Below are 26,757 nucleotides of genomic sequence, written 5' to 3'. Positions count from 1 at the left end.
CATACTGGAGGGCGTGACTTCGCAGCTGACGCCTCCCTCCGGTATCGATCTGTCCTTCCGCAACGAGGGCGTGCGGGTGCAGGACGACCTGTTCGCGCACGTCAACGGCGAATGGCTGGATAAATACGACATACCGTCGGACCGGGCGGTGGACGGCGCCTTCCGCACGCTCTACGACCAGGCCGAGCGCGATGTGCAGCAGATCATTCAGGAGGCCGCCGCCTCCGATGCCGCCCCCGGCAGCGAAGAGCGCAAGATCGGTGACCTCTACAACAGCTTCATGGACACCGCCGCCATTGCGGCCGCGGGCCTGTCCCCCATTGCCGATGAACTGGCCGCCATTGCCCGGGTGAGCGATCCGAGTGAATTCGCCGCGCTCATCGGACGCCATCAGCGCACCGGCGTGGGCGGTGCGATGGCGTTCTATGTCGATACCGACGACAAGAACTCCGAGCGCTATCTGGTGCACACCTCGCAGTCCGGAATCGGCCTGCCCGACGAGTCGTACTACCACAGGGACGAGCACGCCGAGATCCGCGAGAAGTATGTCGCGCATATCGGCCGTATGTTCGCGCTGGCCGGATTGGATTACGACGCGCAGCGGGTTTTCGAGCTGGAAAGGAAGCTGGCCCAGGGGCATTGGGATGTGGTGCGTCGCCGCGACGCCGAGAAGAGCTACAACCTCACCACTTTCGACGCGCTGGTCGCCGAGAATCCCGAATTCGACTGGAATGCCTGGACTTCCGCGCTCGCCGAGGGCCTGGACCGCTCCGGACCGGAGCTTTTCGCCGAGGTCGTGGTGCGGCAGCCGGATTATGTGCGCGCCTTCGCGCGGCTGTGGGCCGCGCAGTCGCAGGAGGATTGGCGGGCGTGGGCGGCCTGGCGCGTGGTGAAGGCCCGCGCCGCCTATCTCACCGATGATCTGGTGGAGGAGAGTTTCGACTTCTACGGCCGCACGCTGACCGGTGCGCCGGAGAATCGCGAGCGCTGGAAGCGCGGCGTCTCGCTGGTGCAGGATCTGCTGGGCGAGGCCGTGGGCAAACTGTATGTGGCCCGGCATTTCCCGCCCGCCGCCAAGGCCCGCATGGTCGAGTTGGTGGAGAACCTGCAGGAGGCGTACCGCCGCAATATCGCCGAGCTGGAGTGGATGGGCCCGGAGACCCGGCAGGCGGCGCTGGCCAAGCTGGAGAAGTTCACCCCGAAGATCGGTTATCCGGATCAGTGGCGCGATTATTCGGCGGTCACCGTCGATCCCGCCGATGTGGTGGGTAACTACCGCAGTGGCTATGCGGCAGAACACGATCGGGATCTGGCGAAGCTGGGCGGCCCGGTGGATCGCGGTGAATGGTTCATGACCCCGCAGACCGTGAACGCCTACTACAACCCCGGTATGAACGAGATCGTCTTCCCCGCGGCGATTCTGCAGCCCCCGTTCTTCGATATGAACGCCGACGATGCCGCCAATTACGGTGGTATCGGCGCGGTCATCGGTCATGAGATCGGCCACGGCTTCGACGATCAGGGTTCGAAGTACGACGGCGACGGCAATATGATCGACTGGTGGACCGAGTCCGATCGCACCGAATTCGGTAAGCGCACCAGGGCTTTGATCGATCAGTACAACGCCTTCTCGCCCAAGGACCTCTCCGATGACCACAAGGTCAACGGCGAGTTCACCATCGGCGAGAACATCGGCGATCTGGGCGGGCTCACCATCGCGCTGGCGGCATATGAGATCGCGATGGAGGGCAAGGAGATTCCGGTCCTGGACGGGCTGACCGGTCTGCAGCGCGTCTTCTTCGGCTGGGCGCAGGTGTGGCGCACCAAGGCCCGTCAGGAGGAGGCCATCCGCCGCCTCGCCGTAGACCCGCATTCCCCGCCGGAGTTCCGCTGCAACGGTGTGGTCCGCAATCTGGACAGCTTCCACGCGGCGTTCGACGTGCGACCGGGCGATGAGCTGTACCTGGATCCGGCGGAGCGAGTGAAGATCTGGTGACCGGAGCCGTCTATCTGATCACCGGAATCCAGGCGGCCGGGAAATCGACCGTGGCACAGGCGCTGGCGGAGCGATTGCCCCGCACAGCGCATGTGCGCGGGGACGCCTTCCGCCGCTTCGTGGTGAACGGCCGCGAGGATATGCGCCCGGATCCGCCGGAGGAAGCGCTGTCCCAGTTGCGGTTACGCCACCGTCTGGCCGCCCACGCCGCCGACGGCTACGCGGCCGAGGGCTTCACCGCCATAGTCCAGGACGTGGTGCTCGGCGATTTCCTGCCCTACTTCGCCGACCAGATCCGCACCCGCCCACGGTATGTGGTGGTGCTGACCCCGCGCCCGGCGGCGGTGGAGGCCCGCGAGGCGGGCCGCGCCAAGAAGGCGTACGGTCCCTATACGGTCGAGGATCTCGACACCGGACTGCGCACCACCACACCCCGCCTCGGATTGTGGCTGGACACTTCGGATCTCACGGTCGAGCAGACCGTCGACGCGATTCTCGAGCAGGCGGTGCCGGTGTCCTAGCGCAGGCGTTCCTCGGTCTCGGCATCGAAGAAGAAGAGTTCGTCCTGTTTGGGGGTCAGGCGCAGGCCGTCGCCGAGGGCTACTCGGAAGCGGCGGTCGACGCGGGCCACGACGCGGCCGGAGCGGCTGGACCATTCGTCGGTGACGCCGTGCGAGTACAGGAAGGATTCGGAGCCGAGCTCCTCGAGGAGTTCGACCTCCACGGCGAGGGAGTTCGCCGGATCGGTGGTGACCTCCCAGGATTCGGGGCGGATACCGATCACCACCTGATCGCCGGTGACAGTGTGCGGCACCGGGATTCGGAGTTCGTTGAGCACGGCCGCTCCCTCGCGCACGGGCGCGGTGAGCAGGTTCATACCCGGTGAGCCGATGAATCCGGCCACGAAGGTATTGACCGGATTGTCGTACAGCTCGCGCGGTGCGGCGATCTGCTGGAGTTTGCCGTCCTTCATGACCGCGACACGATGGCCCATGGTCATGGCCTCGACCTGATCGTGCGTGACGTACACCGTCGTGGTGCCCAAACGCTTTTGCAGCGCGGCGATCTGGGAGCGGGTGCTCACCCGGAGTTTGGCGTCCAGATTGGAGAGCGGCTCGTCCATGCAGAACACCTGCGGGCGGCGCACGATGGCACGGCCCATGGCCACGCGCTGCCGCTGACCGCCCGACAACTTGGCGGGTTTGCGGTCGAGCAGGTCCTCCAGCTCCAGCATGGCGGCGGCCTCCTTGACCTGAATCAGGGTGTCCGCCTTGCTCATTCCCGCATTGCGGAGTGCGAAGCCCATATTCTCGGCGACCGTCATATTGGGGTAGAGCGCATAGCTCTGGAAGACCATGGCCACATCGCGCGAGCGCGGCGGCAGCCCGGTGACATCGAGGCCGCCGATGTGAATCCGCCCGGCGGAGACCGCCTCCAGACCCGCCAGCATGCGCAGACTGGTGGATTTACCGCAGCCCGACGGTCCGACCAGCACCAGGAATTCGCCATCGGCGATCTCCAGATTCAGATCCCCGACCGCGGGACGCGGCGCACCCGGATAACTGAGGGAAACACCCTCGAACTGCACAGTCGCCATGCGGCGGGTCTCCTAACTAGGTACTACTTGGGCAGCTTGGGCGTGATCTGCCGGTCGATAATGGTCTGCAACTGGCTGCTGATATCCGCGAAAACCGAAGTGACATCCCGGTTCTGCAGGCCGATCTGCTCCATACCGGTGCCGATGATCTGATCGCCGCCCGGGACGAATACGCGCGCGAAGTCCTGCGACTTGGTCACCGCGAGCTGATCGATGGCGGTCTTGGAGTTCGGGTTCTTGGCCAGGAAGTCCAGCTCACTGGGATCCTGTAGCGCGGACTTGCGCACCGGCATGTATCCGGTGCCCTGTGAGAAGTAGGCGGTATTGGCCGCATTGGTGATGAACTCGATGAACTTGAGCGCGTTCTCCTTGCGCGAGTCCGAGATTCGCGACGGAATGGCCAGGCCCGCACCACCGGTGGTCGCGCCCGCGCCGTTCGGATGCGGCAGGAAAGCGGTGCCGACGGTCAGCTTGCCCTCGGCGTTCTTCATGATGCCCTTGAGATCACCGGTGGAGGCGATGGTGGAACCCAGAATGCCGGTGCCGAATTCGGTGGCGATCTGCGGCCGGATGGCCGCGTACTTCTTCACATTGATCATGTCGCTGAAGAACTTGCCCGCTTCGATCGACTTGGGATCGCTGAACTTCAGCTTCCAGTCGTCGGAGTAGCCGCCGCCGAAGGTCCACATCGGACCCTGCAAGGTCCAGGCCAGGTAGTTCTTGGCATCGCCCCAGCCGTGCGCCCATTTGTCGCCGCCCATGACGCCCTGGATCTTCGGGCCCCACTCGTCGAATTCCTGCCAGCTGTTCGGGCCGCGGTCCGGCAGTCCGGCCTTGGACCAGACATCCTTGTTGTAGTAGAAGACCTGGGTCGAGCGGGCGTACGGCAGCGCGTAGTGCTTGTTGTTGAACTTGTAGTCGTTGGCCAGCGAATCGACGTAATCGTCGAGGTGCACGCCCGCGGAGCCGAAGTGCGAGTCCAGCGGTTCGATGATGCCGTTCAGGGCGTAGTTGAACCACCAGACATCGGACAGCACAACGACATCGGGCAGTTCGCCGCCGGAGAGCGCCGCGTTGAACTTCTGCGACACCTCCTCGTAGTTCTTGCCCGCGTCGACCAGGTTGACCTTCAGATCCGGGTACTTGGCCTGGAACCGGTTGATGAGTTCGGTCTCCAGCTCCTTGGAGGTGCCCGGGTGGTTGGACCAGAAGGTGATGGTGTTCGAGTCACCACCCTGCTTGCCGCCGCCGCCGGATCCGGCGCAGGCGGTCAGCGCCAGCCCGGCCGCGGTGGCGCCGGCGAGGCCGAGGAACCCGCGTCGAGACAGCGCGGGAAATCGGGAGTCGGACACTGGAATCTCCTTCTGGGACTTAACCCTTGACCGCACCGGAGGTGAGGCCCTTGATCATGTGACGCTGTAATGCGAGGAAGACGATGAGGATGGGCAGCATGGTGAGCAGGGTGCCGGCCATGACCGGACCCCAGTTGGTGACGCTCGGGTTCTCGGTGTTCTGCAGCAGGGTCAGGCCGACCGGCAGTGTGGCGACATTCGGGCCGTCCGCCATGAGGAAGGGCCACAGGTATTCGTTCCACTCGTTGACGAGTGTGATGACCGCGAACGCCACCATGGTCGGACCGGACATGGGCAGCACCACGCGGGTCAGCAGCCGCCACCAGCGCGCGCCGTCCATTCGCGCCGCCTCGATGACCTCGGCGGGCAGCGACAGGAAGTGGTTGCGCATCAGGAAGGTGCCGAACGCGACCCCGCACAGCGGGATGATGATGCCCTGCATGGTATTTCGCCAGCCGAGCTGGGCGACCAGCGCGTAGTTGGAGATGACGGTGATCTGATTGGGCACCATCAGCGCCGCGATGATCACCAGGAACACGACGTTCTTGCCTGGGAATCGCAGGAACACCAGCCCGTACGCGCTGAGCACGCCGAGGACGAATTTCACCGACGCCACCGTGAGCGTGACGATCACCGAATTCCGCAGGAATGTCCAGAACGGCAGGGTGGTGGTGGCCTCGCTGTAGTTCTCCGCGTGCCAGGTGTGCGGCCAGTACACCGCCGGCTGCACGTAGATATCGCCGCGCGTCTTGAACGAGGTGATGAGCAGCCAGAACAGCGGCACCCCGATGACGATCAGTACGCACACCATGGCCGCGTAGCCGAAGAACTTCGCCCAGAAGGCATTGTCGAGCCGATTGAGCCGGTCGGTCACTGCTCGCCCCGATCCATGATCCGGACCTGGAGCAGGGTGACTATCAGCAGCACCACGAACATGATGGTGGCGACGGTCGCGCCGTAACCGGCCCGGAAGTTGACGAACGATTCGCGGTACACCTGGACCACCATGGTGGTGGTGCCGGTGCCGAGCGGTCCGCCGCGGGTCATCGAGTAGATGATGTCGAAGACCTGCAGCGAATTCAGCAGCACCGTGATGGACAGGAAGAAGGTGGTGGGCCGCAGCTGCGGCAGCAGTACCCGGGTGAAGGTGGTCCAGCGGCTCGCGCCGTCGATCTCGGCGGCCTCCATCAGATCCGTCCGAATGCCCTGCAGCGCGGCCAGATAGATGACGAAGGTGTAGCCGATGTTCTTCCACAGATAGGTGACGGTCACCATGAACAGCGCCCAGTGCGGATCCTGGTAGAAGTCCGGGGCCTTCTCCACGCCGAGTTTGTGCAGCACATCCTGCACCAGGCCGAAGCCGGGATCGAAGATGAACTGGAAGGCCACGCCGATGGCGGCGCCGGAGATGACGAAGGGTGCGAAGACCGCGGAGCGGACCACATTGCGCCCGAACAGTTTCCGATCCAGCAGCAGGGCGAGTGCCAAACCCAGCACCATACTGCCGACGACCGCCGCGAGCGTGAAGACAACTGTGTTGCTTACGATTTGCCACGAATCGTCGCGGCCCCACCACTCCCGGTAGTTGGCCAGGCCGACGAAGGTGGATGTGGTGTCCGAGATATTCCAGTCGAAGAACGACAGCCGAATATTGTCGATCAGCGGCCGGTACATAAATACCGAGAGCAACACCAGGTTTGGCGCGACGAGCACGAAGAAGAGCGCGTAGTCCTGCCAGGGTCTGCCGCGCCGGCCGCGCCCCGGGGGCTGCGGCAGTACTCGTTCGGGGCTCGATCTCACCCGCGCAGCGTGACGGTTGCTTGCGACTAGCCGGTTACGACTGGATGCCGCCCGGTTGAATAGTCGGCGCATGGGCGCAACCGAATGTTCACCGGACGCACCCGCCGGTGGCGCGGACATGCGCCGAATAGTACGGGCGGCCAGTCTCTTTCAAGACCGAATACGGGATCTCTAATTTCCAACAAAGTGAACGGGGGCTCGTGCCCACCTTCCCCCGCACACGCGTACGCCCCGCCCATACCGGGCGGGGCGCACGAAAACTTTCTGTCTGCCCGGGCGGAACGACTAGTTCCAGTCGCCCCAGCCGTCGCTGGTGCTCAGGGTGCCGCCCTTGGTGTTCTTGACGACGACCGGATCACCCTTCTTCACATTGTCCATGAACCACTTGGCGTCTTCGGTCGAGACGTTCAGGCAGCCGTGCGAGGTGTTCGAATAACCCTGCTGCGCAACGCTCCACGGGGCGGCGTGCACGAAGATGCCGCTGTTGGACATGCGGGTGGCGTACTCGACCTCGAGCTTGTAGCCCTCGGCCGCGGTGGTGGGCACACCGTAGGTGGAGGAGTCCATGATCATCTTGCGATTGCGCTCGCTGACGATATAGGTGCCGTTCGGGGTCTCGTGCCCGGTTTTGCCCATCGAGGTGGGCATGGTCCGCACGACCTCGCCATTGCGGGTGACCACGATTTCGTGGGTGGTGTCGTCGGCGGTGGCGATGAACTCGTCGCCGATCTCGTAGGCGACCTTGGTGCCGCCCGCCTCGACGGTGACCTTGGAGCCGGACGGCCAGAACTCCTCGGGCCGCCAGCGCACCTGGCTGTCACCGCGCCAGTAGAAATGGCCGTCCACCTTGTTGGTGGAGGTGATGCGGATGGACTTCTCGGCGGCGGTGTGATCGCTCACCGGCTCCTTGAAGTTGATGATGACCGGCTGTGCCACACCGACCACGTCACCGTCGCCGGGCGTGATGTTCGGCGCGGTGAAGTTCGAGGGCGGCAGCGGCGAACTCGCGCCGGGCGCGGTCGGCAGATCGCCGGGGACGGGCTGCGGCATGACGGCGGAGGGCACACCCGGAACCTCCGGGCCGCCCGGCCATAGCGGGGCGGCTGAGGCGGGCGCGGCCACCACGGCTCCGGTCGCCGCGATGGCGGCGAGGGAAATCAGTCCATACCGGGTGATGCGCACAGCTAGGTGTCCTTCCGATCCTTGTTCATACGCAGATCGCGGGCAGAACTCACCCGCGTTAGGTCCCAACCCCGCGTTCATTCCTACCTTGCGATCGCGGGCATGCCAATTGGCTTGTGGGAGTTATGCATACGAATCTGTGAACGTGACCTGGATCACAGAAGAATGGGAGACCGAATCGCCGGGGTGTTATCGCCGTTCGCGTCGGCGATTCCCGAATGAGACCGGATGTTCGGTCATAATCGGCGAGCCGGTATCACCGGACATGGTTGTGATCGAAATCACTGGCGTCGCATCAGGCTTCGACCACATCGAAGGTAATGGCGGCATGCGGACCGGTCGCAATGTTGTGCGGCACCGTCCACGGCAGCCGGCCGCGCGCGAAGCGCGGCGACAACCGCAGGCGCACGCCGGTGAGCAGGGTGGCCAGCACGATGCGCAATTCGTAATCGGCGAGCGCCGCACCCACACAGCGCCGGTGCCCGCCGCCGAACGGCGCGAATTCGAATGGGCTGTACCGGCGTTCGAGAAACCGTTCGGGCCGGAACAGGTGTGGCTCACTCCACACACCGGGATCCGAGTGCAGCAGCTGCACCGAGAGCCCCATGGTGTCCCCCGCCACCAGCGGCACCCCGCGCAGTGCGAAATCACCGGTGAGCCTGCGCAATACGATCGGCACCGGGGGATGCAGCCGCAGCGTCTCCTGGCAGACCGCGTCCAGGTAGGGCAGTTCGGCGAGTTCGATAGGATCGAGATCGCCTCCGGCGGAATCGAGTTCGGCGCGCAACCGGGCCAAGGCCGCGGGTTCGCGATGCAATCGGTACAGCGCCCAGACCAGTACCGTCGCGGTGGTCTCATGCCCCGCGACCAGCAAGGTCCGCAATTGTTCCCGCAATTCGACGGCGCTCGGCGCGCTGCCGTCCGTATATCTGGTCTCCAGCAGCAGCCCGAGTATGTCCGTTCCGGTGTGCCCGTGCGTACGCCGCCGATCGATCTCGGCATCGATGAGCGCGTCCAGGCGATCGCGCGCCGCGGTGAACCGCTGCCAGCCGGACAATCCGAACATATTGCGCCGCAACGCCGGAACCAGGAACAACGGACCACCGAAGGAGGTGAGGAACTCGGTGGTGGCCGCGGTGTAATCGGCCAGCCGCCGGGGCTCCTCGATACCGAATACCGCCGCCAGGATCACCCGTAATGTCATGGCCCGCGCGGCTTCCCGCGCATCCACCCGGGTCCCCGGCCGCCAGGCCCGTCCGGTCCGATCGCCCGCCAGCTCGGCGCGCGCGGCCTCGCGAATGACGGTGCCGTAGGCGCTGATTCGATTGCGGTGCAAGGCCGGGGCCAGCACCGCCCGTTCCTTTCTATGGCGTTCCCCGCGCGCCAGGATGAGCGAGGCCGGGCCGACCATGGGCTCGATGGGATTGGGCAGTGGCGGTTCCAGCAATTCCACCGGCGCCCGGAAGATTTCGCGCGCCCCCGCCGGCGTTCCGGTGAAGACCGCCGATCCGAAGGCCGGAAAGCGCATGAGGAAGGGGTCGCCGTCGCGGGCGCGCCGCCGGCCGAAGTAACGCTCCAGATCGGCCCCGGCGGCGAGCGCGTGCAGCGGTATCAGCCGGGGTTCGCGCAGGCGCGCCCCGGAACCGGCCGAGCGGGCGGCGGTACTCATGCCGTTCTATACGTTGTCACTACCGGCTCCGGTTCGAGGCGGGTGGGTGAGTGGGCTTTTGAGTCGACGGCCGTCGTATCCGTCGTGTATGCATGGGCGTTGAACTTAAAGCTTGGTGTTTCTAAATTTAGGACAGTTTCGTGTTGCGTCAGCAGATCTCCGCCCGGATCGCCGTTCCGGCCATCTCCGCCGCCGCCCTGCTGCTCGCGGGCTGCGGTTCCACCATCTCCGGCACACCCGTGGCGGCCCCGCCCGGACTGGATTCGGTGGTCACCACCACCGGCGCCAAGCCGTCGGGTAAACCGAGCCCGGGTCGCCCGACCACGACCACCACACCGGCCGACAAGGGTGGCGACACCGATTTCCAGGCCGGCATCGGCGACTGCGTGAAGCTCGGCGGCACCACCGACAACGCCACCATCCACAAGGCCACCTGTGGGAGCAAGGACTCCAATTACAAGGTGGTGGCCAAGGCGCCCACCAACTCCCAGTGTCCCGCCGACGTGGATCAGGCCTACTACGAGACCATGGCGGGTATCGAGACCGGCGCCATCTGCCTGGATATCGACTGGGTGATCAACGACTGCCTGGATCTGGGGACCAAGGGCAGCGGCAGCGATCCCAAGCGCATCGACTGCTCCACCCGCGGCGCGGCCAACGGGGTGAAGGTGCTGGCCATCATGAAGAACAGCACCAGCGTGGACGAATGCGCCAACGGTGATTCGGGTTTCGTCTATGACGAGCGCAAAATCGTCATCTGCGTCAATACGCTCTAGTACCCGGGAATGCTCCAGCACCCGGTAATACAGAGCGGGGCGGCGATCCATCGGATCACCGCCCCGCTCCGTACTTTCGGTACTCAGATCGGGTAGTACCCCGCGCCGGCGCCGCCGCGCGCGTTCAGGTCCGCGGTGATCGAGGACATATTGGTCCCGACCTCGGGCCCGAAGCAGGCCAGCGCCAGATACGCGTTGACCATGCCGACCAGGGTGGTGCCGACGACGACCGGCGCACCGGAATCGCCCTCCACCACACACATCTGGCTCCAGGTCTCCACATTGCTGGCGAAGACGTCACCCCAGGAGAGTCCGCAGGTGTTGCCGGTGGTCCGGCCCTCCTTGCAGACGATCATCGGGAAGCCGGGCGGGCCGCCGAGTCCGGTGATGGTGACATTGCCGATGTGGTTGACCGGGATGACACGGTCCCCGAAGAACTCGATGACCGCGTAGTCCAGGTCATGGTTCGAGTAGACGAATTTGCCGATCTGCCCTGCGCCCCGGTCCTTTTCGGCCCAGACCTTCGCGCCCGGATCGCCGCAGTGGCCCGCGGTGAGTCCGACCAGCCGCCCGGCACTGTCGTGCCCGATGGTGGTGACGGTGCACTCGAACATGTCGTCGATGATGATGCCGGAGCCACCACCGATGACTGCCGGTGCGGGGTCGGCATTCGCGGCCCCGGCGCCGAGTAACGCGGTACTCAGGGCTACAGCGAAGGCGCCGGCCACACCGGCGAGTTTCCTGAACATATCCCTCCAGACGTCGGAAGCCGCTCGAGTCAAGCTGCGGAACTCATCCTGTCAGTATTCGTCTCCGGGTGCTGCTTGTACTGCCACATGTTGCCGAGCCGTGTCCTGCACGTCTTCGAGCGCTATACCGAGTTGGATACGAGTTATGGATTTAATGCATAACTCGGCGCGATTTCCGATAAATTCTCTCCCATTAATTCTTACCTGTTAGAGCTTCGCTTCTACTGAAATCGCTTGGGCCGAAGTGAGAAATTAGAACAAGTTCTAGATGCCTGCCTGGTTCTTTGGGTCGTAAACCGGCCGTGATCTGCCTGTTCACGTCGATTCAGAGAAAGTGATCTGCCTCTATGACCGGAACCACAACGACTGGTGTGTTTTTCCTAACTCCGTAGTAAGGTGCGTCAAGCAAACAGTCGCCGGAGGTTGAGTATCCCGGCGTCGAGAGGGGTAGTCAGTGCAGTTGACCAAGAGTCTGGGTGGGCCGGGGAGTCCCACGGAGTCGCGGATGAATGCGGCCGGCGACTGGGCCAAGGGTTACTGGCAGGACCATCCCAAGCGGTCGCTCGAGACCGGTGGCCGAATGATGGCCATGGGCGTGTCCGCGGTGGCCGAGTTGTTCATCGCCATCTTCCGTAAACGCTTCCCCTTCGCCGAGTTCGTCCGGCAGTGCGCCTTCATGGCGAATGTGGCCGCCGCGCCGACCCTGCTGGTCGCCATCCCCATCGGCGTCATCGTCTCCATCCAGGTCGGCTCGGTCGCCGGACAGGTCGGCGCGACCTCGTTCATCGGCGCGGCCAACGGCCTCGGCATCATTCAGCAGGGCGCGCCCCTGGTCACCTCGCTCATGATCGCGGGCGCGGTCGGCTCCGCCATCACCGCCGATCTCGGCTCGCGCACCATCCGCGAGGAGATCGACGCCATGCGGGTGATGGGCGTGGATCCCATGCGCCGCCTGGTCGCCCCGCGACTCGGCGCGGCGATGCTGGTCTCGGTCCTGCTCTGCGGGTTCGTGGTTTTCGTCGGCTTCCTGACCGGCTATGTCTTCAATATCTTCGCGCAGGGCGGTACCCCCGGTTCCTACGTCGGCACCTTCGCTTCGTTCGCCATCACCACCGATCTGTTTGTGGCGCTGCTGAAGTCGCTCATCTTCGGCCTGCTCGCGGCGATCATCGCCTGCGATGCCGGGCTGAACACCCGCGGTGGGCCGGGCGGTGTCGCCAACTCGGTGAACACCGCCGTGGTCATGTCCGCGGTGATGCTCTTCGGTGTGAACCTGATTCTCACCCAGGTCTACAACTCCCTGTTCCCACCACAGATGGTCTGAGTCGTGTCAGCAACGTATGTTCCGCCGCTGCTGCGGCCGCTCCAACGCCTCAAGGGTGTGGCCTCCTCGCCGCGTGACTTCGTCGCGCGCATCGGTCACCAGGTGTTCTTCTTCCTGCGCTCGATCGGCTCGATGCCGCTGGCGTTCAAGCAGTACCCCAAAGAGGTGTGGCGGCTGCTGTCCGATGTCACCTGGGGCAACGGCAATCTCATCGTCGGCGGCGGGACCATCGGCGTGGTGCTCATCCTGTCGGCGTTCGGCGGTATGACGGTCGCCATCCAGGGCTACACCTCGCTGAACCTGCTCGGTCTGAGTCCCTTGACCGGTGCGATCTCCGCCTTCGCGACCACCCGTGAACTCGGGCCCATGCTCGCCACCCTGGCGTTCGCGGCACAGGCCGGCTGTCGATTCACCGCGCAGCTCGGTGCCATGCGCATCGCCGAGGAGATCGACGCGCTGGAATCGGTTGCCATCCGGCCGCTTCCGTATCTGGTCAGCACCCGCATGATCGCCGCCATGATCGCCATCGTGCCGCTGTACTGCCTGGCCCTGCCGTTCGCGTACATCTCCTGCTCGCTCACCGTGCAGTTGATCGGCGGCACGGCGTCCGGGACATTCCAGCACTACTTCTATCAGTTCCTGATACCGCACGATGTGCTGTACTCACTGCTGAAGGCGATCATCTTCGTCGCGATCACCACGTTCATCCAGTGCTACTACGGGTTTTTCGCCTCCGGCGGCCCGGAGGGCGTGGGTGTCGCGGCGGGTCGGGCGATCAAGTACTGCATCATCGCGGTGGTCTTCGCGGATCTGTTCATCACCTTGGCCATCTGGGGCGTCAACCCCGGCATCCGGATCTCGGGATAGGGGGCGCACAGCATGATCATCGATCCGAGCGGGCGCGGCCCGACCATGCGCCAACTGCTGCTCGCGGGTGTCGCCGGGCTCATCGTCTTCGCGCTCATCCTGGGCTTCCTGATGGCGCGGTACAAGGGCTACTTCATCGAAAAGGTCAATGTCACCGCGAATCTCACCACCACCGGTGACGGCCTGCCCGCCAACGCGGATGTGAAGTTCCGCGGTGTGCTGGTCGGCGCGGTCAAGGATGTGTCGGTCGCCGCCAAGGGCGAACTGCAGCAGGTCCACATCGAGATGAAGCCGGAGTACACCGACGGCATCCCCGCGAATGTGACCGCGCGCGTGGTGCCCTCGAACCTGTTCGCCGTCACCTCGGTCGAACTGGTCTACAACGGGACCGATGCGCAGCACCTCAAAGAGGGTTCGCAGATCTCCGAGGATCGCTCCAAAGGCACCATCGCACTGCAGGACACGCTCACCACGGTCCGCAATATCCTCGGCAAGATCGATCCGGTGCAGTTCGGCCGGGTGCTGGGCACGCTCTCCTACGCGCTCGACGGCTCCGGCCGCATGCCCGGCTCCAGCATCGAGCGGGTGGACCGCTGGCTGCAGTCGGTCGACGATTCGATTCCGGATCTCGGGGTCATGCTGACCGATTTCTCCAACTCCTTCCGCGCGCTCAATCAGTCCGCGCCGGAGTTGATGGGCGTACTCAGCGAATCGGTGAAGACCGCGCAGACCATCGCCGACCGCCGGACCGAACTCACCTCGCTGATCTCCGGCACCGCCGTCACCGTGGACAAGGTCAACGCCCTGTTCGCGCGAAACCCCAACGTGGGCAAGGACGTCACCACCGGTACCAGCGCGCTCTTCGGCGCACTGTCGGACAATCCCGACGCCATTCCGCAGGCCATCGCCAATCTGAACACCTCGGTGCGCAAGCTGGCGAGCACCTTCCACTGGGGTCCGCAGAAGCAGATGATCTGGAATATGGGGCTGACCTTCACGCCCTATAAGCCGTACACCCGGGACGACTGCCCGCGCTACGGCGAACTGGCCGCCCCGAGCTGTGGCACCGCCCCGCTCGTCTCGGATCCGGGCACCCTGCCGGAGTCGCTGCGGCCCAAGGCGCTGGACGCCGCCGCCGGACTGCCGAAACTGCCGCCGCCGGCGGGCTTCCCGATGATTCCGGGCCTGACCGTCGTCGAACCCACTCCTTCGGACAGCGCCACCCCCGTCAATCCCTTCGCGGGCACCCCGCTGCAGGGGCTGTTCCCGAATCTCGCGCCGACCGTTCCGGGCGATCAGCCCGCACCGCAGGGTAATCCGCCCGCCGCCCCGGCCGCACAGCAGACGATTCCCTCGGGTGGGACGATCTCCTACCCCGGTGACTCCGCCATTACCGCGCTCCTGGGCCGCCGCCCGACCGCAGCCGAATACCTGCTGCTGAGCCCGATTCTGAGGGATGGAACCTTGCAAGTGACCGACAGCGAGGCCGGTCGATGAGCATTCGCAAACCGCTGATCGGCTTCGGCATATTCGCGATCGTGTCCATCCTGGTGACCGCGGTCATCTGGAACACCCTGGCGCGCACCGTGGATGGCTCCACCAACCGCTATACCGCGACCTTCACCGACGTCCTGGGCCTGCGCAAGGGCGATGACGTCCGGATGGCCGGCGTGCGCGTCGGCAAGGTCGAGAACATCGAACTGGACAAGGGCAACAAGGCCCTGGTGACCTTCATCGTGCAGCGCGATCAAACGCTGTACGGCGACACCAAGGCGCTGGTGCGCTATCAGAACCTGATCGGCCAGCGCTATATCGCGCTGGCGGAACCGGTTCCGGGCAAGCCGGTCTCGGGTGTGCACACCGTTCTGAAGAACAACGGCGGCATCCCGGTCGAGCGCACCGAGCCCTCCTTCGATGTCTCGGCGCTGCTCAACGGTTTCCAGCCGCTGTTCCAGGTATTGCAGCCCGAGCAGGTCAACAACCTCTCCAATACCTTCATCCAGGCGCTGCAGGGTGACGGTGTCTCCCTGAGCGCCTTCATCACCCAGGCCGCCCAGCTGGCGACCGACTTCCAGCGCCGCGACGCCATCCTCTCGGATGTGATCACCAATCTCTCCGGTGTGATGTCCGGGCTGGCCAAGCGCGGCGACGAGTTGGAGACCCTGGTGACCCAGACCCGCGCGCTGATCGGCGGGCTCTACGCACAGGGCCAGTCGCTGCAGTCCTCCACCGTGCAGATCGCCGACGCCACCTCGGCGCTGGTGAATATGATCGGCCAGATCCAGCCGAAACTGGTGCTGGCCCAGAACTCCACCCATGACGCGCTCGCGCTGCTGCTGGCCAATGGCGACAAGCTGGACAAGGCGGCGGTGGATCTGCCCAGCATCCTCACCGATATCGGCAAGTTCACCCAGAACGGCACCTACGCCAACGCGTACGTGTGCAGCCTGGATGTCTCGCTGTACGGAATCCTCTTCCCGCGCGGTCTGTTCAACCAGATCGGCGGCAACTCCCACTCGGCGGTGTGCCGGCCATGATGGCGAAACTCAAGTCCCGCTTCGGTTCCAACCGCAACCTGTGGCTCGGCGTGCTCGGCGTGCTGCTCATCGTCGGCCTGCTGGCCGGCTCCACGCTGTACCGGCAGATCGGTATCGGCGAGAAGACCGTCAAGGCCGAGTTCGTGCAGACCGCGGGCATCAGAACCGGTGACAAGGTGTCGATTTCGGGTGTCGCGGTCGGCCGGGTCTCCGGCGCCGAACTCGAGGGCGACCACGTGATGGTCTCGCTCTCGGTGAGCAACGATGTCAAGCTCGGTCCGGACGCCAAGGCCTCGATCAAGATGGCCACGCTGCTCGGCGCCCGCTATGTCGACCTGATCCCGGGTGACGGTTCCGGGCTGAAGAACAATCGAATTCCCAAGTCCAATACCGCTGTTCCCTACAACCTGGCCGATGTGGTGCAGGAGGGCACACCCAAGTTCGAGGAGCTCGACACCAAGAAGCTCGCGGATTCGCTGAATCTGATCAACCAGCAGATGGGTGACACCCCGCAGCTCACCGTGCAGGCGCTGGATTCGGTCGGCGCGCTGGCCAAGACCATGAACGACCGCAAGGGCGAGGTCGATCAGCTGCTCAAGGATCTGGATCGGGTCACCCGCATCCTCGGCGACAACCGCAACAGCGTGCTGCTGGTCATCACCCAGGGCGAGGCCATCGCCAATCGGGTGATGGAGCGCCAGACCCTGCTGCGTTCGCTGCTGGACAATATCGCCACCCTGAGCCGTCAGCTGCAGCAGATCGGCGCGCAGAACGACAATCAGTTCGGCCCCACGCTGATCCAGCTCAACACCATGGCCGACGGCCTGCAGAAGAACAAGGACAACCTGGATCGACTGCTGTCGGTCATGCCGGTATCGGTGCGGACGTTCAACAACGCCTTCGGCAATGGCAATTACGGCGAGGTCGGACTGCCGTGGCTGTTCCCGGACAACTGGTTGTGCTTCGCCCAAGTGATCGAGGGGTGCCACCAATGAACCCGGCAAAGTACACGCGAATCGCCAAGGCGGCCTTGATCGGTGCGGTCGCGCTGGCGGTCGGCAGTTGCTCGCTGGTACCGCTCGGGGTGAAGGACGCGGTCGGCCAGACCCAGCACTTCACCGCCGACTTCCTCAATATCGCGGGCATGTTCGAGGGCAATCCGATCACCGTGCTCGGGCTCGATGTCGGCAAGGTCGACAAGATCGTGCCCAAGGGGCAGTACGTCGAGGTGCACATGACGGTGGACGCCGGTGTGGACATTCCGAAGAACGTGCAGGCGGCGCTGATCTCGCCGTCCATCGTGACGGACCGGCACATCGAGCTGACCCCGCGCTACACCGGCGGGGACAAGCTGAAGGACGGCTCGCACCTGACCACCCAGCAGACCAAGACCCCGGTCGAGCTGGACACCATGATCAAGACCATCGACAGCTTCGCCGCGGCCCTCAAACCGCAGGACGGGTCGGACGGTCTCGGCCCGCTCTCGGGCCGGGTGCTCTATCCGATGATGAACGGCAACGGCGAGAAGATGCGCGATGTGCTCAACTCGCTCTCCGGTGCGCTGAAGGTCGGTGTGGACAACAAGGACGCCGTCTCCACCATCATCATCAAGCTGAACGAATTGACCACCATGCTGGCCGACAACGACCAGTCGGTACGAGATTTCAGCAATCGGATGACGCAGATGTCCGGGCTGCTCGCCGATCAGGCCCCCGGCCTGCAGGCGACCCTCGATCAGCTGAACTCCTTCCTGGCCAACACCAGTGGCGCGTTCTCGCAGTACTCCGATCAGCTCAACGGCACGCTCACCGGTCTCACCAATGTGACCAACCAGCTGCGCGCCAATGCCGCCGGCGTCGTCGAAATCGTCGACACCGCACCGCTGCTCATGCAGAACCTGGACCGCTCGGTCAACCGTCAGGGCCAGTTCATCCGCCTGCACGCGGTACTCGGCACCGTACTGTCCGGCGAGATCATCAGCCTGTTCTGCGAACGCATCCAGATGAAGTCGGACGGCTGCCGCACCGGCAAGGTGCAGGATATGGGTCCCGACCTCGGACTGATGGCGGCAATGTTGGGAATGACGAAATGAGCAAGCGAACCCGGCGCACCGCCGTCGCGCTGGCGGTAGCGGCCTCCACCCTCGCGGTCTCGGGCTGCGGTCTGACCGTCGAGAGTCTGCCGCTGCCCAAACCCGGTGCGGGCGACAAGACCTATACCATCCACGCCGTCTTCGACAATGCGCTGAACCTGCCCGACCAGGCCAAGGTCAAGATCGGCGGCTCCGATGTCGGGGTCGTCACCAAGATCACGACCAAGAATTTCAAGGCCAATGTCGACCTGGCCATTCGCACCGATATCGAATTGCCCACGGACAGTACGGCCGAACTGCGGCAGGCCACCCCGCTGGGTGACGTCTTCGTCGCGGTGTCCAAGCCCAAGACCGATCGGGGCGCGCAGCTGCTGAAGAACGGTGACACGCTGAAGAACACCTCGGCGGGCGCCACCGTCGAGGAACTGCTGCTCTCGATCTCCATGCTGTTCAACGGCGGCGGCATCGCGGCGCTGTCCAAGCTCACCTCCGAGATGGACTCCATCGTCGGCGGCAAGGGCCAGACGCTCTCGCATCTGATCACCGAGATGACCGGTGTAGTAGGCAGTCTCAACAACAACAGTCAGCGGGTGGACAGCGTGCTCGCCGGATTCAGCGCGCTGGCCGACACCATCCAGAACAATCACGATCAGCTCGGCCATGTCGCCGACACCCTGCCCGGCATGATCGGCGCCATCGCCGAGAACAACCAGGCGCTCGGCGATCTGCTCACCAGGATCTCCACAACCAGTGCGGCCCTGGGCGATTACGCCAACACCACTTCGGCCGATCTGGCCCGTCTGCTCGACAATGTGCAGCAGTTGATGAACGCGCTGGCCCGCACCGAGCCGGACTTCGGTCCCATGCTCGATGCCATGCACGACCTCCGGCCGTCGGTGGACGCCTCGTTCAAGGGCAATACCCTCGCCGTCGCCGCCACCCTCAGCATGCTCGATATCGGACTGCTCACCGATCCGGCCAACAGCAAGTTCCCGGATCTGCGTGACCTCAACGACTTCGGCGGCAGCATCATCCAGGTGCTGCAGATCATCTACGGCCGGGTCACGGGGGGCCAGCGATGAACTGGGTGAAGAACCACAAGAATCTGGTGTCGAATTCGGCGCTGGTGCTGATCCTGCTCCTCGGTGCGACGTATCTGGCGATCAGCGTCATGCGGGTCAATCCGCTGCGCGAAACCTATAAGGTGACGGTCGATCTGGACCGGTCCGGCGGTCTACAGGCCGGCAATGACGTGACCCTGCGCGGCTATCGCATCGGCAAGGTCACCGATATCAAGCTCGCCACCGGCGGTTCGGCCATCGCGGCCACCGTCGAAATCGACAAGAAGTACCACATCTCCAGCGATACCGTGGTGTCGGTCGGCGCGCTCTCCGGCGCGGGTGAACAGTTCCTGGACTTCCGGCCCAATACCGATAAGGCCCCGTTCCTCGCCAACGGCTCGATCGTGCAGTTCGACAAGGACAGGGTGAAGACGCCGACCCCCGTGTGGTCGGTGCTGGACAACTCCAGTGAATTGATCTCGCAGATCGATCCGGACAAGTTCTCCACCATCCTGACCGAACTCGACACCGCGTTGTCCGGTGGACCGGATCAGCTACGATCGCTCATCAACGGCATCAGCCTGGCGACCACCGGCCTGGACAATCTGCTGCCGCAGACCACGAATCTGATCAAGAACCTGCAGACGATCAATGCCACCACCTCGTTGGCGCAGCCCGATCTGGCTACCCTGACACGTAATTCGGGTGTGTTGTTCCAGCAGTTCAACGATGCCAATGCCGAACTCCAGAAGATCCTGGAACAGGCGCCCGCACAATTGCAGGCACTCGGCGCGGTGCTCGACAAGACCGCCGATCCGATGACCAGCCTGGCCACCAACTTCGCGGCCATCACCAAGGGCGCGATGCTGCGTCAGCCCGCCTTGCGCGCGCTGTTCCCGGCGCTGGTGGTCGGTACCTCGGCCATGGGTGTGCCCGCGCACGACAACGAGTTCTACACCATCGTGGACATCTGGCCGCGGCCCTTCTGCGACTACGTGACGAAGAAGATCCGCCCGGAGGTCGCCACCGAGGGCACGCTCTCCCAGTGGGGCAGCTACTGCACCAATGGACAGGCGGATCAGCAGATTCGCGGTTCGGCCAACGCACCGCGGCCGGATGTGCCGAACAATGGCGCATACCCGCCCGCGGACGCCGATATGAACGAGCGGACCCTGCCGCCGGTGAAGTGAGCCAGGCATACTCGCTGACGAAGACCCCAGCACGGTGCGCCCGCAGCGCACCGGGAAAGTGATCGATACATGTCGGATGACGCTGCCCAGGACAAGAAAACCGAAGACGATTCGATCGCCGAGGCCGATGCACAGGGCAGCGCCGACATAACGCCACCGGCCACCCCGGCGGCCGAGCCGACCGATGCGGCGGCCGAACCCGCCGCCGAGAAGCCGGATCTGGCAAAGGGAACCGACGCCCCGGCCGCGCCCGCCGCGGCCGATCCGGAACCGGCTGCCGTCGCGCCCGCCGCTTCCGGTGCGACCGAGGCCAAGTCGTCCGCGCTGAAGTCCGCCTCGCTCCCGCTGATCGCCGCCTTCGCGGCGGGCGTGCTGCTGGTCGCCGCCATCGGCGCGGTGGTGTTCTTCTGGCTGCAGTCCGATAAGCGCGAGAACGAGCTCGCCGTCCGCGACGACGCCACTAAGGCCGCCTGCGATTTCGTCAAGACCGTCTCGGTCTACGACGAGAAGAGCCTGGGCGACTACGTCCAGCGGGTGCAGGCGTCGACCACCGGTGAGTTCCGCCAGATGTTCGACACCATGTCCGGCGATCTCAAGGACGTGCTCACCAGCGTGCACGCCTCCTCCAAGCTGAATACGGTGCGCTGCGGCTGGGAATCCGGTGACGATGCCAAGGCCACCGTCCTGGTCAGCCTCACCCAGACCTCCAGCAACACCATGCGCGCCCAGCCCCTGGTGCTGACCCTGCCCACCTTCGCCGAACTCGAGAAGAAGGACGGCAAGTGGCTGGTCTCCAAGTTCGAGCCCATCGCCGACAACGGCAATAACGGCCTCTTCCCCGGCGGCGCGGCCCCCAACCCCTCCGCCCAGCCCGCCCCCACCACCCCCGGAGCCCCGGCCCCCGCCCCCGGCAACTGATCACAGCAACACAAAAGCCCGCCCGGCTGGGCGGGCTTTCTGCTATTCGGGGGGTGTGAGGTCGAACCCCAACGTCTGTCGGAAGCGACGTTTCCGCCGGGGGTTTGGGGGCGAAGCCTCCAAGCCCTGACGTCGGTCCCTCCCCAATACCCTTGTCCTCAGAACAGCGTGAGCGCGTCCGCCGCAGGCGCTTTCGCCGCCGTCCGCCGACGCGGCGTCGCGGGCGCGGTATGCGCCTGCGCCACCACCTTCTCGGTGACAGCCACACTCTCCACCGGGCTGATCACCGGAATCTCCTCGGTGGCCGGTTCGAGCGGAATGGGCTCGGTGACAGGCTCGCTCGGCGCGGGCTCGGGCGAGGGATCCAGTGTCCCGGACGCGATGGCCCGCGCCGCCTGGCCGCAGAGCGTGTCCGCCTGCTCGTTGAAGTAGTTGCCGACGTGCCCGCGCACCCATCGGAAGCGCACCGGCCCGGACCGGGTGCTGATGGCCTGGTCGATCTGCCGGATGAGTTCGAGGTTCTTCACCGGTCCCCCGGTGGAGGTCTTCCATCCGTTCCGCCGCCACCCGTTGATCCATTCGGAGGCGCATTTGATGGCGTAGAGCGAATCGGATTCGATGAACAACGGTTCCGCGCCGGGATGCGCGCGGATGGCCTCCAGGAGCGCGCGTAGCTCCGCGATCTGATTGGTGCCCGATGGCGCACCGCCGCTGGCCGATCCACCCGCGTGATTGACCCACGCCCAGCCGATGGCCCCGCCCGGGTTACGCAGGCAAGATCCGTCGGTGCTCACGATGATCATGCTCGCAACCCTACGCAATCCGGCCGACAAGATCCGTTCCGTGGAATTCCTCTATCTCCCTTCGCAATTGCGATTCGGTGCGTCGCACGGCCGATTGTACGGCGGCGGCCAGCATTCGTGAGAGCAGGCGGCCGGTGAGCCCCCGCGGGGCCCGGTACTCGGTTTCCGAGGTCAGCACCGCTCGACCGTAGCCGAGCGGATCGAAGCGCAGGGTGATGACGCACAAAGGCGCGGTGCACGGCGAGTTGCCGTTATGCCCCTGCGCGGGGGCTGACTTCCCCGTCCCGCGCCTGCGCAGGGTGTACTCGATGACCGCGTTGCGGCGATAGTCGGTGATCTCGCATTCGATGACCGGATGCCAGAAACCCACCCGCAGCCGCGTTCCGAAGACGGCTCCGGAACCGTGATCGCTGTCCCCGAGCGGTTCGAAGGCGGCGACGCCGAAGGCCCAGTCGGGGACGAACTGATGGTTGTCCGTGTACGTGAACGCGACCTCCACCGGCGCACCGACATCGCTCGCGTACTTCATGTGGCCCATAGGTGCTCCCTGTCCCACGGCTGTCCACAAAAGTACTACAGGAATCCTATTTATTGAGTGGATACCCGGATTTGCCACCCGGACGCTGATTCGGTCAATCGTCCAATTGTGCGGCGATATGCGCCGCGATCGGCAGCGCCGAGGTAGCCGCCGGGGACGGCGCATTCAGCACATGCACCGAGCGCGGCGTGCGTTCGATCAGGAAATCGTGTACCAGCGTCCCATCGGCCCGCACCGCCTGCGCGCGGATGCCGGCCTCGCGTGGCAATAGATCGGCTACCGTCAGCTCCGGACAGTAACGGCGGCACTCCGCCAGATAGCCGCGCCGGAAAATCGAATTGCGCATTTCGCGCAGGCCGGTTCGCACATTGGCTGCCGCCACCCGGTGGAAACCCCGGAACCCCAGGATCTCCCGCGCGTCCCGCAGATTCACACTGCCCTTGCGATACCCCTCGCGCGCCAGCCCGAGCACCGCATTGGGCCCGACGGTCAGCTCCCCGTCGATGGTGGGGCTCAAATGCACGCCCAGGAACGGCAATTCGGGATCCGGAATGGGGTAGATGAGCGTCCGCACCAGATCCGCACGCTCCGGCGGCAATTGGTAGTACTCGCCGCGAAACGGCACTATGCGCAGGTCGGGCCGCACCCCGGCGAGCCGGGCCAGCCGATCGGCCTGTAGTCCACCGCACACCACCAGCCGCGCGGCCCGCCACCTTCCGGCGGGGCCGGAAACCGTTACCCCGTCCGAATTCTCGTCGATGGCGGTGATCTCCGCGCCGAGCACGATCTCACCCCCGGCGGCGCGCACCGTATCGGCGAGGGCGGTGGTGACCCGGGTGTAATCGATGATTCCGGTGCTCGGCACGAACAGCGCGCCGACCCCGGTCACTCGCGGTTCCCGGCGCGTCAGTTCGGCCGCGTCGAGCAATTCCACCTCGACGCCATTGGTGATCGATCGTTCGTACAGCGCCAGCATCCGCGCGTGTTCGGCGGAATCGGTGGCCACCAGCAGTTTTCCGCACACCCGGAACGGAATGCCTTGTGCTGCGGCGAATTCCCTGGTCTGCTTCGCCCCGGCCCGGCACAGTCGGGCCTTGAGGCTGCCCGGTTCGTAGTAGATGCCGGAGTGGATGACTCCGCTGTTGTGCCCGGTCTGATGTGTGGCCAGCGCCGCCGCTTTCTCGACCAGCAGCAGGCTCGCACCCGGATGCCGATCGAGAATGCGGTGCGCGGTCGCCACCCCGACAATGCCGCCGCCGATCACGCAGTAGTCGTACACATCGGGAAGTCTCACACAGTGCTGGCGCCCGGTGTGTTGTGCCGATCCAGTCGCACGTCATAGCGGCCGAGCGCGGGATCGGACAGGGTCAGCGTGACCGCACCGCTGCGGGTGTCCACATCGGTGCGCAGCTGGGTGTTGGCGGACGGGTCGGAACCTATGCCGAGCGTCTCCCCGAGCGGGGTGCGCAGCACCAGATCCGCCACGGTGGCGAAGACATTGGTGTCCACCGTGACCGAGATCGAATTGCGCCGCACCGGAACCACGGCCGCGTCGAGGTAGGCGGTGCCCAGCCGCAACTGTCCGGCAATCGGATTGCGTTCGATCGCCGGGGACGCTTCGGTCCGGGATTGCGAGAGCGTGCCCGGAACCTCCTGCGACACCGTGGTTTCCATCGGGTGCGGGGTGAAATACGCTGCCAGCCCGATAGTGTCGGCGAGCGGGGCGCTGCTCGCGGTCTGCGAATCGGTGCTTCCGGGTAGCGCCGCGGTTGCGTGCGGTGCGGCGGGTGCGGCGACGATGGCTCCGGATTTCTCGGTTCCGGCCATCTGATTGGCGATATAGGAGCCGGCGGCGACGGTGAGTCCGATACTCGCCATACCTGCGGTGACGATGGCGCTGTAGCGGAGCACCTGTGCCGCACGCCGCGATGATCCGGCGGCCTGCGTCGCGAGTTGATGCGACATGACTGGTGCGGTCCTTTCCCTCTCCCCTGGTCCCCCTGCGTCTCTCGACGCCCACGACCCGCACCATTGAAAGTCGTACGCCCGTCCAGGTTACGGCGGCGCACGGCGGCACCCCCGTCCTACGAGACCAGGATCACAGCGACTGTACCGGCAGATGAGACTGCAAGGTCCGGAATGCGAACTTCGAATGGTTTACGCATCCGCATGTTTCCGGTGTCGGAAGGGTGGGTAAATACCTGAGAGCGGCGAGCGCCAACTCGACTGCCATCGAAGACCTCCGGCCAATGTCGTCCGGTCGGCACCAGGCACGGCGCACCCATCGGTGGCGCTCGCTCGCTCTACTCCCTGGGAATTGGGGATCTGGCCGGAGGCCGGGCTCGGCGGCGGGTCAGTCGAACTGACCCGCCGTCCGGCCTGTTCCGGGCGGACCGGCGAAAGCCTGTGCCAGTCCCAGCCATTCGAGCGCCTCCGCACCCTGCACCCGCAGGGCCAGGTCATCGAGGTGACGGCGCTGGGTGACCGCGAGGCAGAAATCCAAGGCGGGACCGGTGATTCGCTGCGATGCGTCGGCCGGGCCCCAGCTCCAGACATCGCCGTCGGGAGCGGTCAATTCGATGCGGAATTCCGCGGCGGGCGCGGGCCGACCGTGCGTCATGTACGCGAAATCGCGGGTGCGCACGCCCAGATGCGCCACGTTCTTCAACCGAGCGGTCGGTTCGCGAGTCTGGCCGAGCGCGTCCGCCACATCCTGTCCGTGCGCCCAGGTCTCCATCAGTCGTGCGGTCACCATGGACGCCGCGCTCATGGGCGGTCCGAACCACGGCAGTTTGGTTCCGGCGGGTACCGTGCGCAGCGCCTCGACCAGGGCCAGCCGATCCCGTCGCCAGGCGGCGAGCAACTCCGGCGGCGGCGTCTCGGCCTCGTGTTCGGCGGCCTCGTCGACGAAGGTCAGCGCCTTCGGCAGTGCCGCCTGCACCTCTCGATCGAAGGCGCGCGCATCGGTCGCGGCCAGTACGGCGACCCGATCGGTCCAGGTCAGGTGCCCGATCTGATGGGCGATGGTCCAGCCGGGCGCGGGTGTGTCCCGCTGCCATTCGGCCGGATCGAGATCGGCTATGCGCCGGTCCAGGTCATCGCACTCGGCGGTGAAGTCGGCGAGCAGCGCCTCGAGATCGGCCATCGGAAGTCCTTGTCGCTCAACCCTGCTGTGCCGAGAGGGGCACAGGGTCGGCACGCACCCCATTGTGCGTGCCTTCCGTCGGCCAGCATCGCAGCGTGGGCGAAAAAATGCAAGCACGCGTGCTTGTATTTTCTACCAGCCGAAAAGTATCAGGTGGATCGCGCCGACGCCCAGGCCGAGCAATGCCCCGTGCAGGTAGAGCAGCCAGGCGTCCTGTTCCACCGAGGCGTAGAACATCTCCATGAACTCGCCGGGGGTGAGTTGCTGCAACTTCCGCGCGGCGAATTCGTCGATCTTCTTGGCCTGCGCGTCCGCGAACACCTCGTCCTGCACCAGACTGGGGGTGAGTTCGGCCGCCGCCACCGCCGCGCCGACCTTCAGATTGTCGAATTGCCGTGCGCCGAAGACGGTCCGCACGAAGGTGTGCGTCGGACCGAGCTGCCGATGGATCTCCGTCGCGATGAGGCGCTCGAGCAGCTGCCGGGTCTTGTCGCCATTGGTGCCGTCGAGCAGTTCCCTGGCCAGATTCGGCAGGGTCAGCACCTGATAGGCGAGGATGTGCGCGAGGTCGGCGGCGGCCTCGGGCTGGCGCTTGGCCAGCAGCGCCTGCTTCCACACGTATTTGTAGCGCGGCTGCGGATCGCCCGGTTCGAACACCATCTTCACCGCGATCACATTGACCAGGACGCCGATGGCGGCCGCCGCGGTCAGGATGACCGCCCAGTTCGGCACCCAGCCGATGATCGGAATGCTCTGGTGCACATGCATATACAGCGCCAGCAGCACACCGAACGGTGCGCCGAGCAGGCCGATGCGCACCATGAATTTGAGTTCGGGGGCGGCGATGGTGGTGGTGAGGTCCTTCAGGATGTGCGGATTCTCCCGCAGGTACCGGATGACGAAGGTCTTGATGTCGATGAGCTGGTCGACATTGTCGCCGAGCTGTTCGAAGGCGCGCCGGGCCAGTGTCGGCAGTTCGCGCTCCACCCGCTGGTAGAGCACATTGCGGGCGGCGCGCGGCACCGCGCCCCACAGGTCCGGGTTCTCCCGCTTCATGATCTCGTTCACCATGGACGGCACCTGTTTGCGGCCGACGTCGGCGATATAGTCGGCGATGCCGTCCAGATCGAGTTCGTGGATGAAGTCGCGCGGGCTGCCGAT

At 65.1% G+C, this 26,757-nt stretch carries 25 protein-coding genes; 12 read left to right on the top strand and 13 right to left on the bottom strand.

Annotated features, from left to right (window positions below):
• The first annotated feature begins 13 nt into the window (after window positions 1-13).
• Both NA10_RS13170 and NA10_RS13165 read left to right on the top strand, forming a co-directional pair.
• Window positions 14-1,996, top strand: a complete 1,983-nt coding sequence (locus NA10_RS13170) for a M13 family metallopeptidase (protein WP_157556459.1) — start codon at window positions 14-16, stop codon at window positions 1,994-1,996.
• On the top strand, window positions 1,993-2,517 hold the full coding sequence (locus tag NA10_RS13165) for an AAA family ATPase (protein ID WP_245677179.1): 525 nt from the start codon (window positions 1,993-1,995) through the stop codon (window positions 2,515-2,517). Before NA10_RS13170 ends, NA10_RS13165 begins: the two co-directional genes overlap by 4 nt.
• Here NA10_RS13165 and NA10_RS13160 read toward each other — a convergent pair.
• The 6 genes from NA10_RS13160 to NA10_RS13135 all read right to left on the bottom strand — a co-directional run bounded on the left by NA10_RS13160 (window position 2,514) and on the right by NA10_RS13135 (window position 9,596).
• Window positions 2,514-3,593, bottom strand: coding sequence for an ABC transporter ATP-binding protein (locus tag NA10_RS13160; RefSeq protein WP_067567839.1), 1,080 nt, complete (start codon window positions 3,591-3,593; stop codon window positions 2,514-2,516). The genes NA10_RS13165 and NA10_RS13160 overlap by 4 nt on opposite strands.
• A 23-nt stretch (window positions 3,594-3,616) precedes the next feature.
• A complete protein-coding gene (locus tag NA10_RS13155; RefSeq protein WP_084514591.1) occupies window positions 3,617-4,945 on the bottom strand; it encodes an ABC transporter substrate-binding protein in 1,329 nt (442 codons plus the stop codon).
• 19 nt (window positions 4,946-4,964) lie between these two features.
• Window positions 4,965-5,756, bottom strand: a complete 792-nt coding sequence (locus NA10_RS13150; RefSeq protein ID WP_245677185.1) for a carbohydrate ABC transporter permease — start codon at window positions 5,754-5,756, stop codon at window positions 4,965-4,967.
• A gap of 59 nt (window positions 5,757-5,815) precedes the next feature.
• The gene (locus NA10_RS13145) at window positions 5,816-6,745 is read right to left on the bottom strand and encodes a carbohydrate ABC transporter permease (protein WP_067567835.1); all 930 of its coding nucleotides are present in this window, start codon (window positions 6,743-6,745) and stop codon (window positions 5,816-5,818) included.
• A gap of 285 nt (window positions 6,746-7,030) precedes the next feature.
• A complete protein-coding gene (locus NA10_RS13140) occupies window positions 7,031-7,927 on the bottom strand; it encodes a L,D-transpeptidase (protein WP_067567833.1) in 897 nt (298 codons plus the stop codon).
• Window positions 7,928-8,222: 295 nt separating this feature from the next.
• Window positions 8,223-9,596: a cytochrome P450 gene (locus NA10_RS13135; protein ID WP_067567831.1), complete on the bottom strand. Its 1,374-nt coding sequence runs from the start codon at window positions 9,594-9,596 to the stop codon at window positions 8,223-8,225.
• A 140-nt stretch (window positions 9,597-9,736) separates the two neighbouring features.
• Between NA10_RS13135 and lppU the strand changes: the two genes are divergently transcribed.
• Entirely contained in the window at window positions 9,737-10,372 is a 636-nt protein-coding gene (gene lppU / locus NA10_RS13130; protein WP_067567829.1) for an LppU family putative lipoprotein, read from the top strand.
• Between the two features lie 83 nt (window positions 10,373-10,455).
• On the opposite strand, the gene NA10_RS13125 is transcribed toward lppU, so the two are convergent.
• On the bottom strand, window positions 10,456-11,121 hold the full coding sequence (locus NA10_RS13125; RefSeq protein ID WP_067567827.1) for a chymotrypsin family serine protease: 666 nt from the start codon (window positions 11,119-11,121) through the stop codon (window positions 10,456-10,458).
• A 505-nt stretch (window positions 11,122-11,626) separates the two neighbouring features.
• Between NA10_RS13125 and NA10_RS13120 the strand changes: the two genes are divergently transcribed.
• From NA10_RS13120 to NA10_RS13080, 9 genes are all read left to right on the top strand, one after another.
• Window positions 11,627-12,445: an MlaE family ABC transporter permease gene (locus NA10_RS13120; protein ID WP_067567825.1), complete on the top strand. Its 819-nt coding sequence runs from the start codon at window positions 11,627-11,629 to the stop codon at window positions 12,443-12,445.
• A gap of 3 nt (window positions 12,446-12,448) precedes the next feature.
• Window positions 12,449-13,312, top strand: coding sequence for an ABC transporter permease (locus tag NA10_RS13115; protein WP_067567823.1), 864 nt, complete (start codon window positions 12,449-12,451; stop codon window positions 13,310-13,312).
• Between the two features lie 12 nt (window positions 13,313-13,324).
• On the top strand, window positions 13,325-14,809 hold the full coding sequence (locus NA10_RS13110) for an MlaD family protein (protein ID WP_067567821.1): 1,485 nt from the start codon (window positions 13,325-13,327) through the stop codon (window positions 14,807-14,809).
• Complete coding sequence (locus tag NA10_RS13105) at window positions 14,806-15,849, top strand: MCE family protein (protein ID WP_067567819.1); 1,044 nt, start codon at window positions 14,806-14,808, stop codon at window positions 15,847-15,849. Before NA10_RS13110 ends, NA10_RS13105 begins: the two co-directional genes overlap by 4 nt.
• On the top strand, window positions 15,849-16,844 hold the full coding sequence (locus NA10_RS13100; RefSeq protein ID WP_067567876.1) for an MCE family protein: 996 nt from the start codon (window positions 15,849-15,851) through the stop codon (window positions 16,842-16,844). The genes NA10_RS13105 and NA10_RS13100 overlap by 1 nt, the downstream gene beginning before the upstream one ends.
• A complete protein-coding gene (locus NA10_RS13095) occupies window positions 16,841-17,941 on the top strand; it encodes an MlaD family protein (protein WP_067567817.1) in 1,101 nt (366 codons plus the stop codon). The genes NA10_RS13100 and NA10_RS13095 overlap by 4 nt, the downstream gene beginning before the upstream one ends.
• Window positions 17,938-19,023 (top strand): MCE family protein, encoded by a 1,086-nt coding sequence (locus NA10_RS13090; protein WP_067567815.1) that lies wholly within the window; start codon window positions 17,938-17,940, stop codon window positions 19,021-19,023. The genes NA10_RS13095 and NA10_RS13090 overlap by 4 nt, the downstream gene beginning before the upstream one ends.
• Window positions 19,020-20,192: an MlaD family protein gene (locus NA10_RS13085; protein WP_067567813.1), complete on the top strand. Its 1,173-nt coding sequence runs from the start codon at window positions 19,020-19,022 to the stop codon at window positions 20,190-20,192. The genes NA10_RS13090 and NA10_RS13085 overlap by 4 nt, the downstream gene beginning before the upstream one ends.
• Before the next feature lie 69 nt (window positions 20,193-20,261).
• On the top strand, window positions 20,262-21,110 hold the full coding sequence (locus tag NA10_RS13080; protein ID WP_067567811.1) for an Rv1363c family protein: 849 nt from the start codon (window positions 20,262-20,264) through the stop codon (window positions 21,108-21,110).
• 158 nt (window positions 21,111-21,268) lie between these two features.
• On the opposite strand, the gene NA10_RS13075 is transcribed toward NA10_RS13080, so the two are convergent.
• From NA10_RS13075 to NA10_RS37535, 6 genes are all read right to left on the bottom strand, one after another.
• Entirely contained in the window at window positions 21,269-21,913 is a 645-nt protein-coding gene (locus tag NA10_RS13075) for a ribonuclease H family protein (protein WP_067567809.1), read from the bottom strand.
• Between the two features lie 10 nt (window positions 21,914-21,923).
• Complete coding sequence (locus tag NA10_RS13070; RefSeq protein ID WP_067567806.1) at window positions 21,924-22,451, bottom strand: SRPBCC family protein; 528 nt, start codon at window positions 22,449-22,451, stop codon at window positions 21,924-21,926.
• 94 nt (window positions 22,452-22,545) lie between these two features.
• Window positions 22,546-23,745: an L-2-hydroxyglutarate dehydrogenase gene (gene lhgD, locus NA10_RS13065; protein WP_245677178.1), complete on the bottom strand. Its 1,200-nt coding sequence runs from the start codon at window positions 23,743-23,745 to the stop codon at window positions 22,546-22,548.
• Window positions 23,742-24,416, bottom strand: coding sequence for a hypothetical protein (locus NA10_RS13060; protein WP_067567804.1), 675 nt, complete (start codon window positions 24,414-24,416; stop codon window positions 23,742-23,744). The genes lhgD and NA10_RS13060 overlap by 4 nt, the downstream gene beginning before the upstream one ends.
• Window positions 24,417-24,804: 388 nt before the next feature.
• The gene (locus NA10_RS13055; protein ID WP_067567802.1) at window positions 24,805-25,596 is read right to left on the bottom strand and encodes a TIGR03084 family metal-binding protein; all 792 of its coding nucleotides are present in this window, start codon (window positions 25,594-25,596) and stop codon (window positions 24,805-24,807) included.
• 132 nt (window positions 25,597-25,728) lie between these two features.
• On the bottom strand, window positions 25,729-26,757 hold a 1,029-nt coding region (locus NA10_RS37535), incomplete at its 5' end, for a DUF445 domain-containing protein (RefSeq protein WP_067567800.1).

Origin of the sequence: Nocardia acidivorans NBRC 108247 (assembly GCF_001625085.1) — a bacterium.
In the GTDB taxonomy this organism is placed as follows: domain Bacteria; phylum Actinomycetota; class Actinomycetes; order Mycobacteriales; family Mycobacteriaceae; genus Nocardia; species Nocardia acidivorans.
The sequence above is the reverse complement of the archived record's forward strand: the minus strand, read 5'-3'. Positions and strand labels throughout refer to the sequence as shown.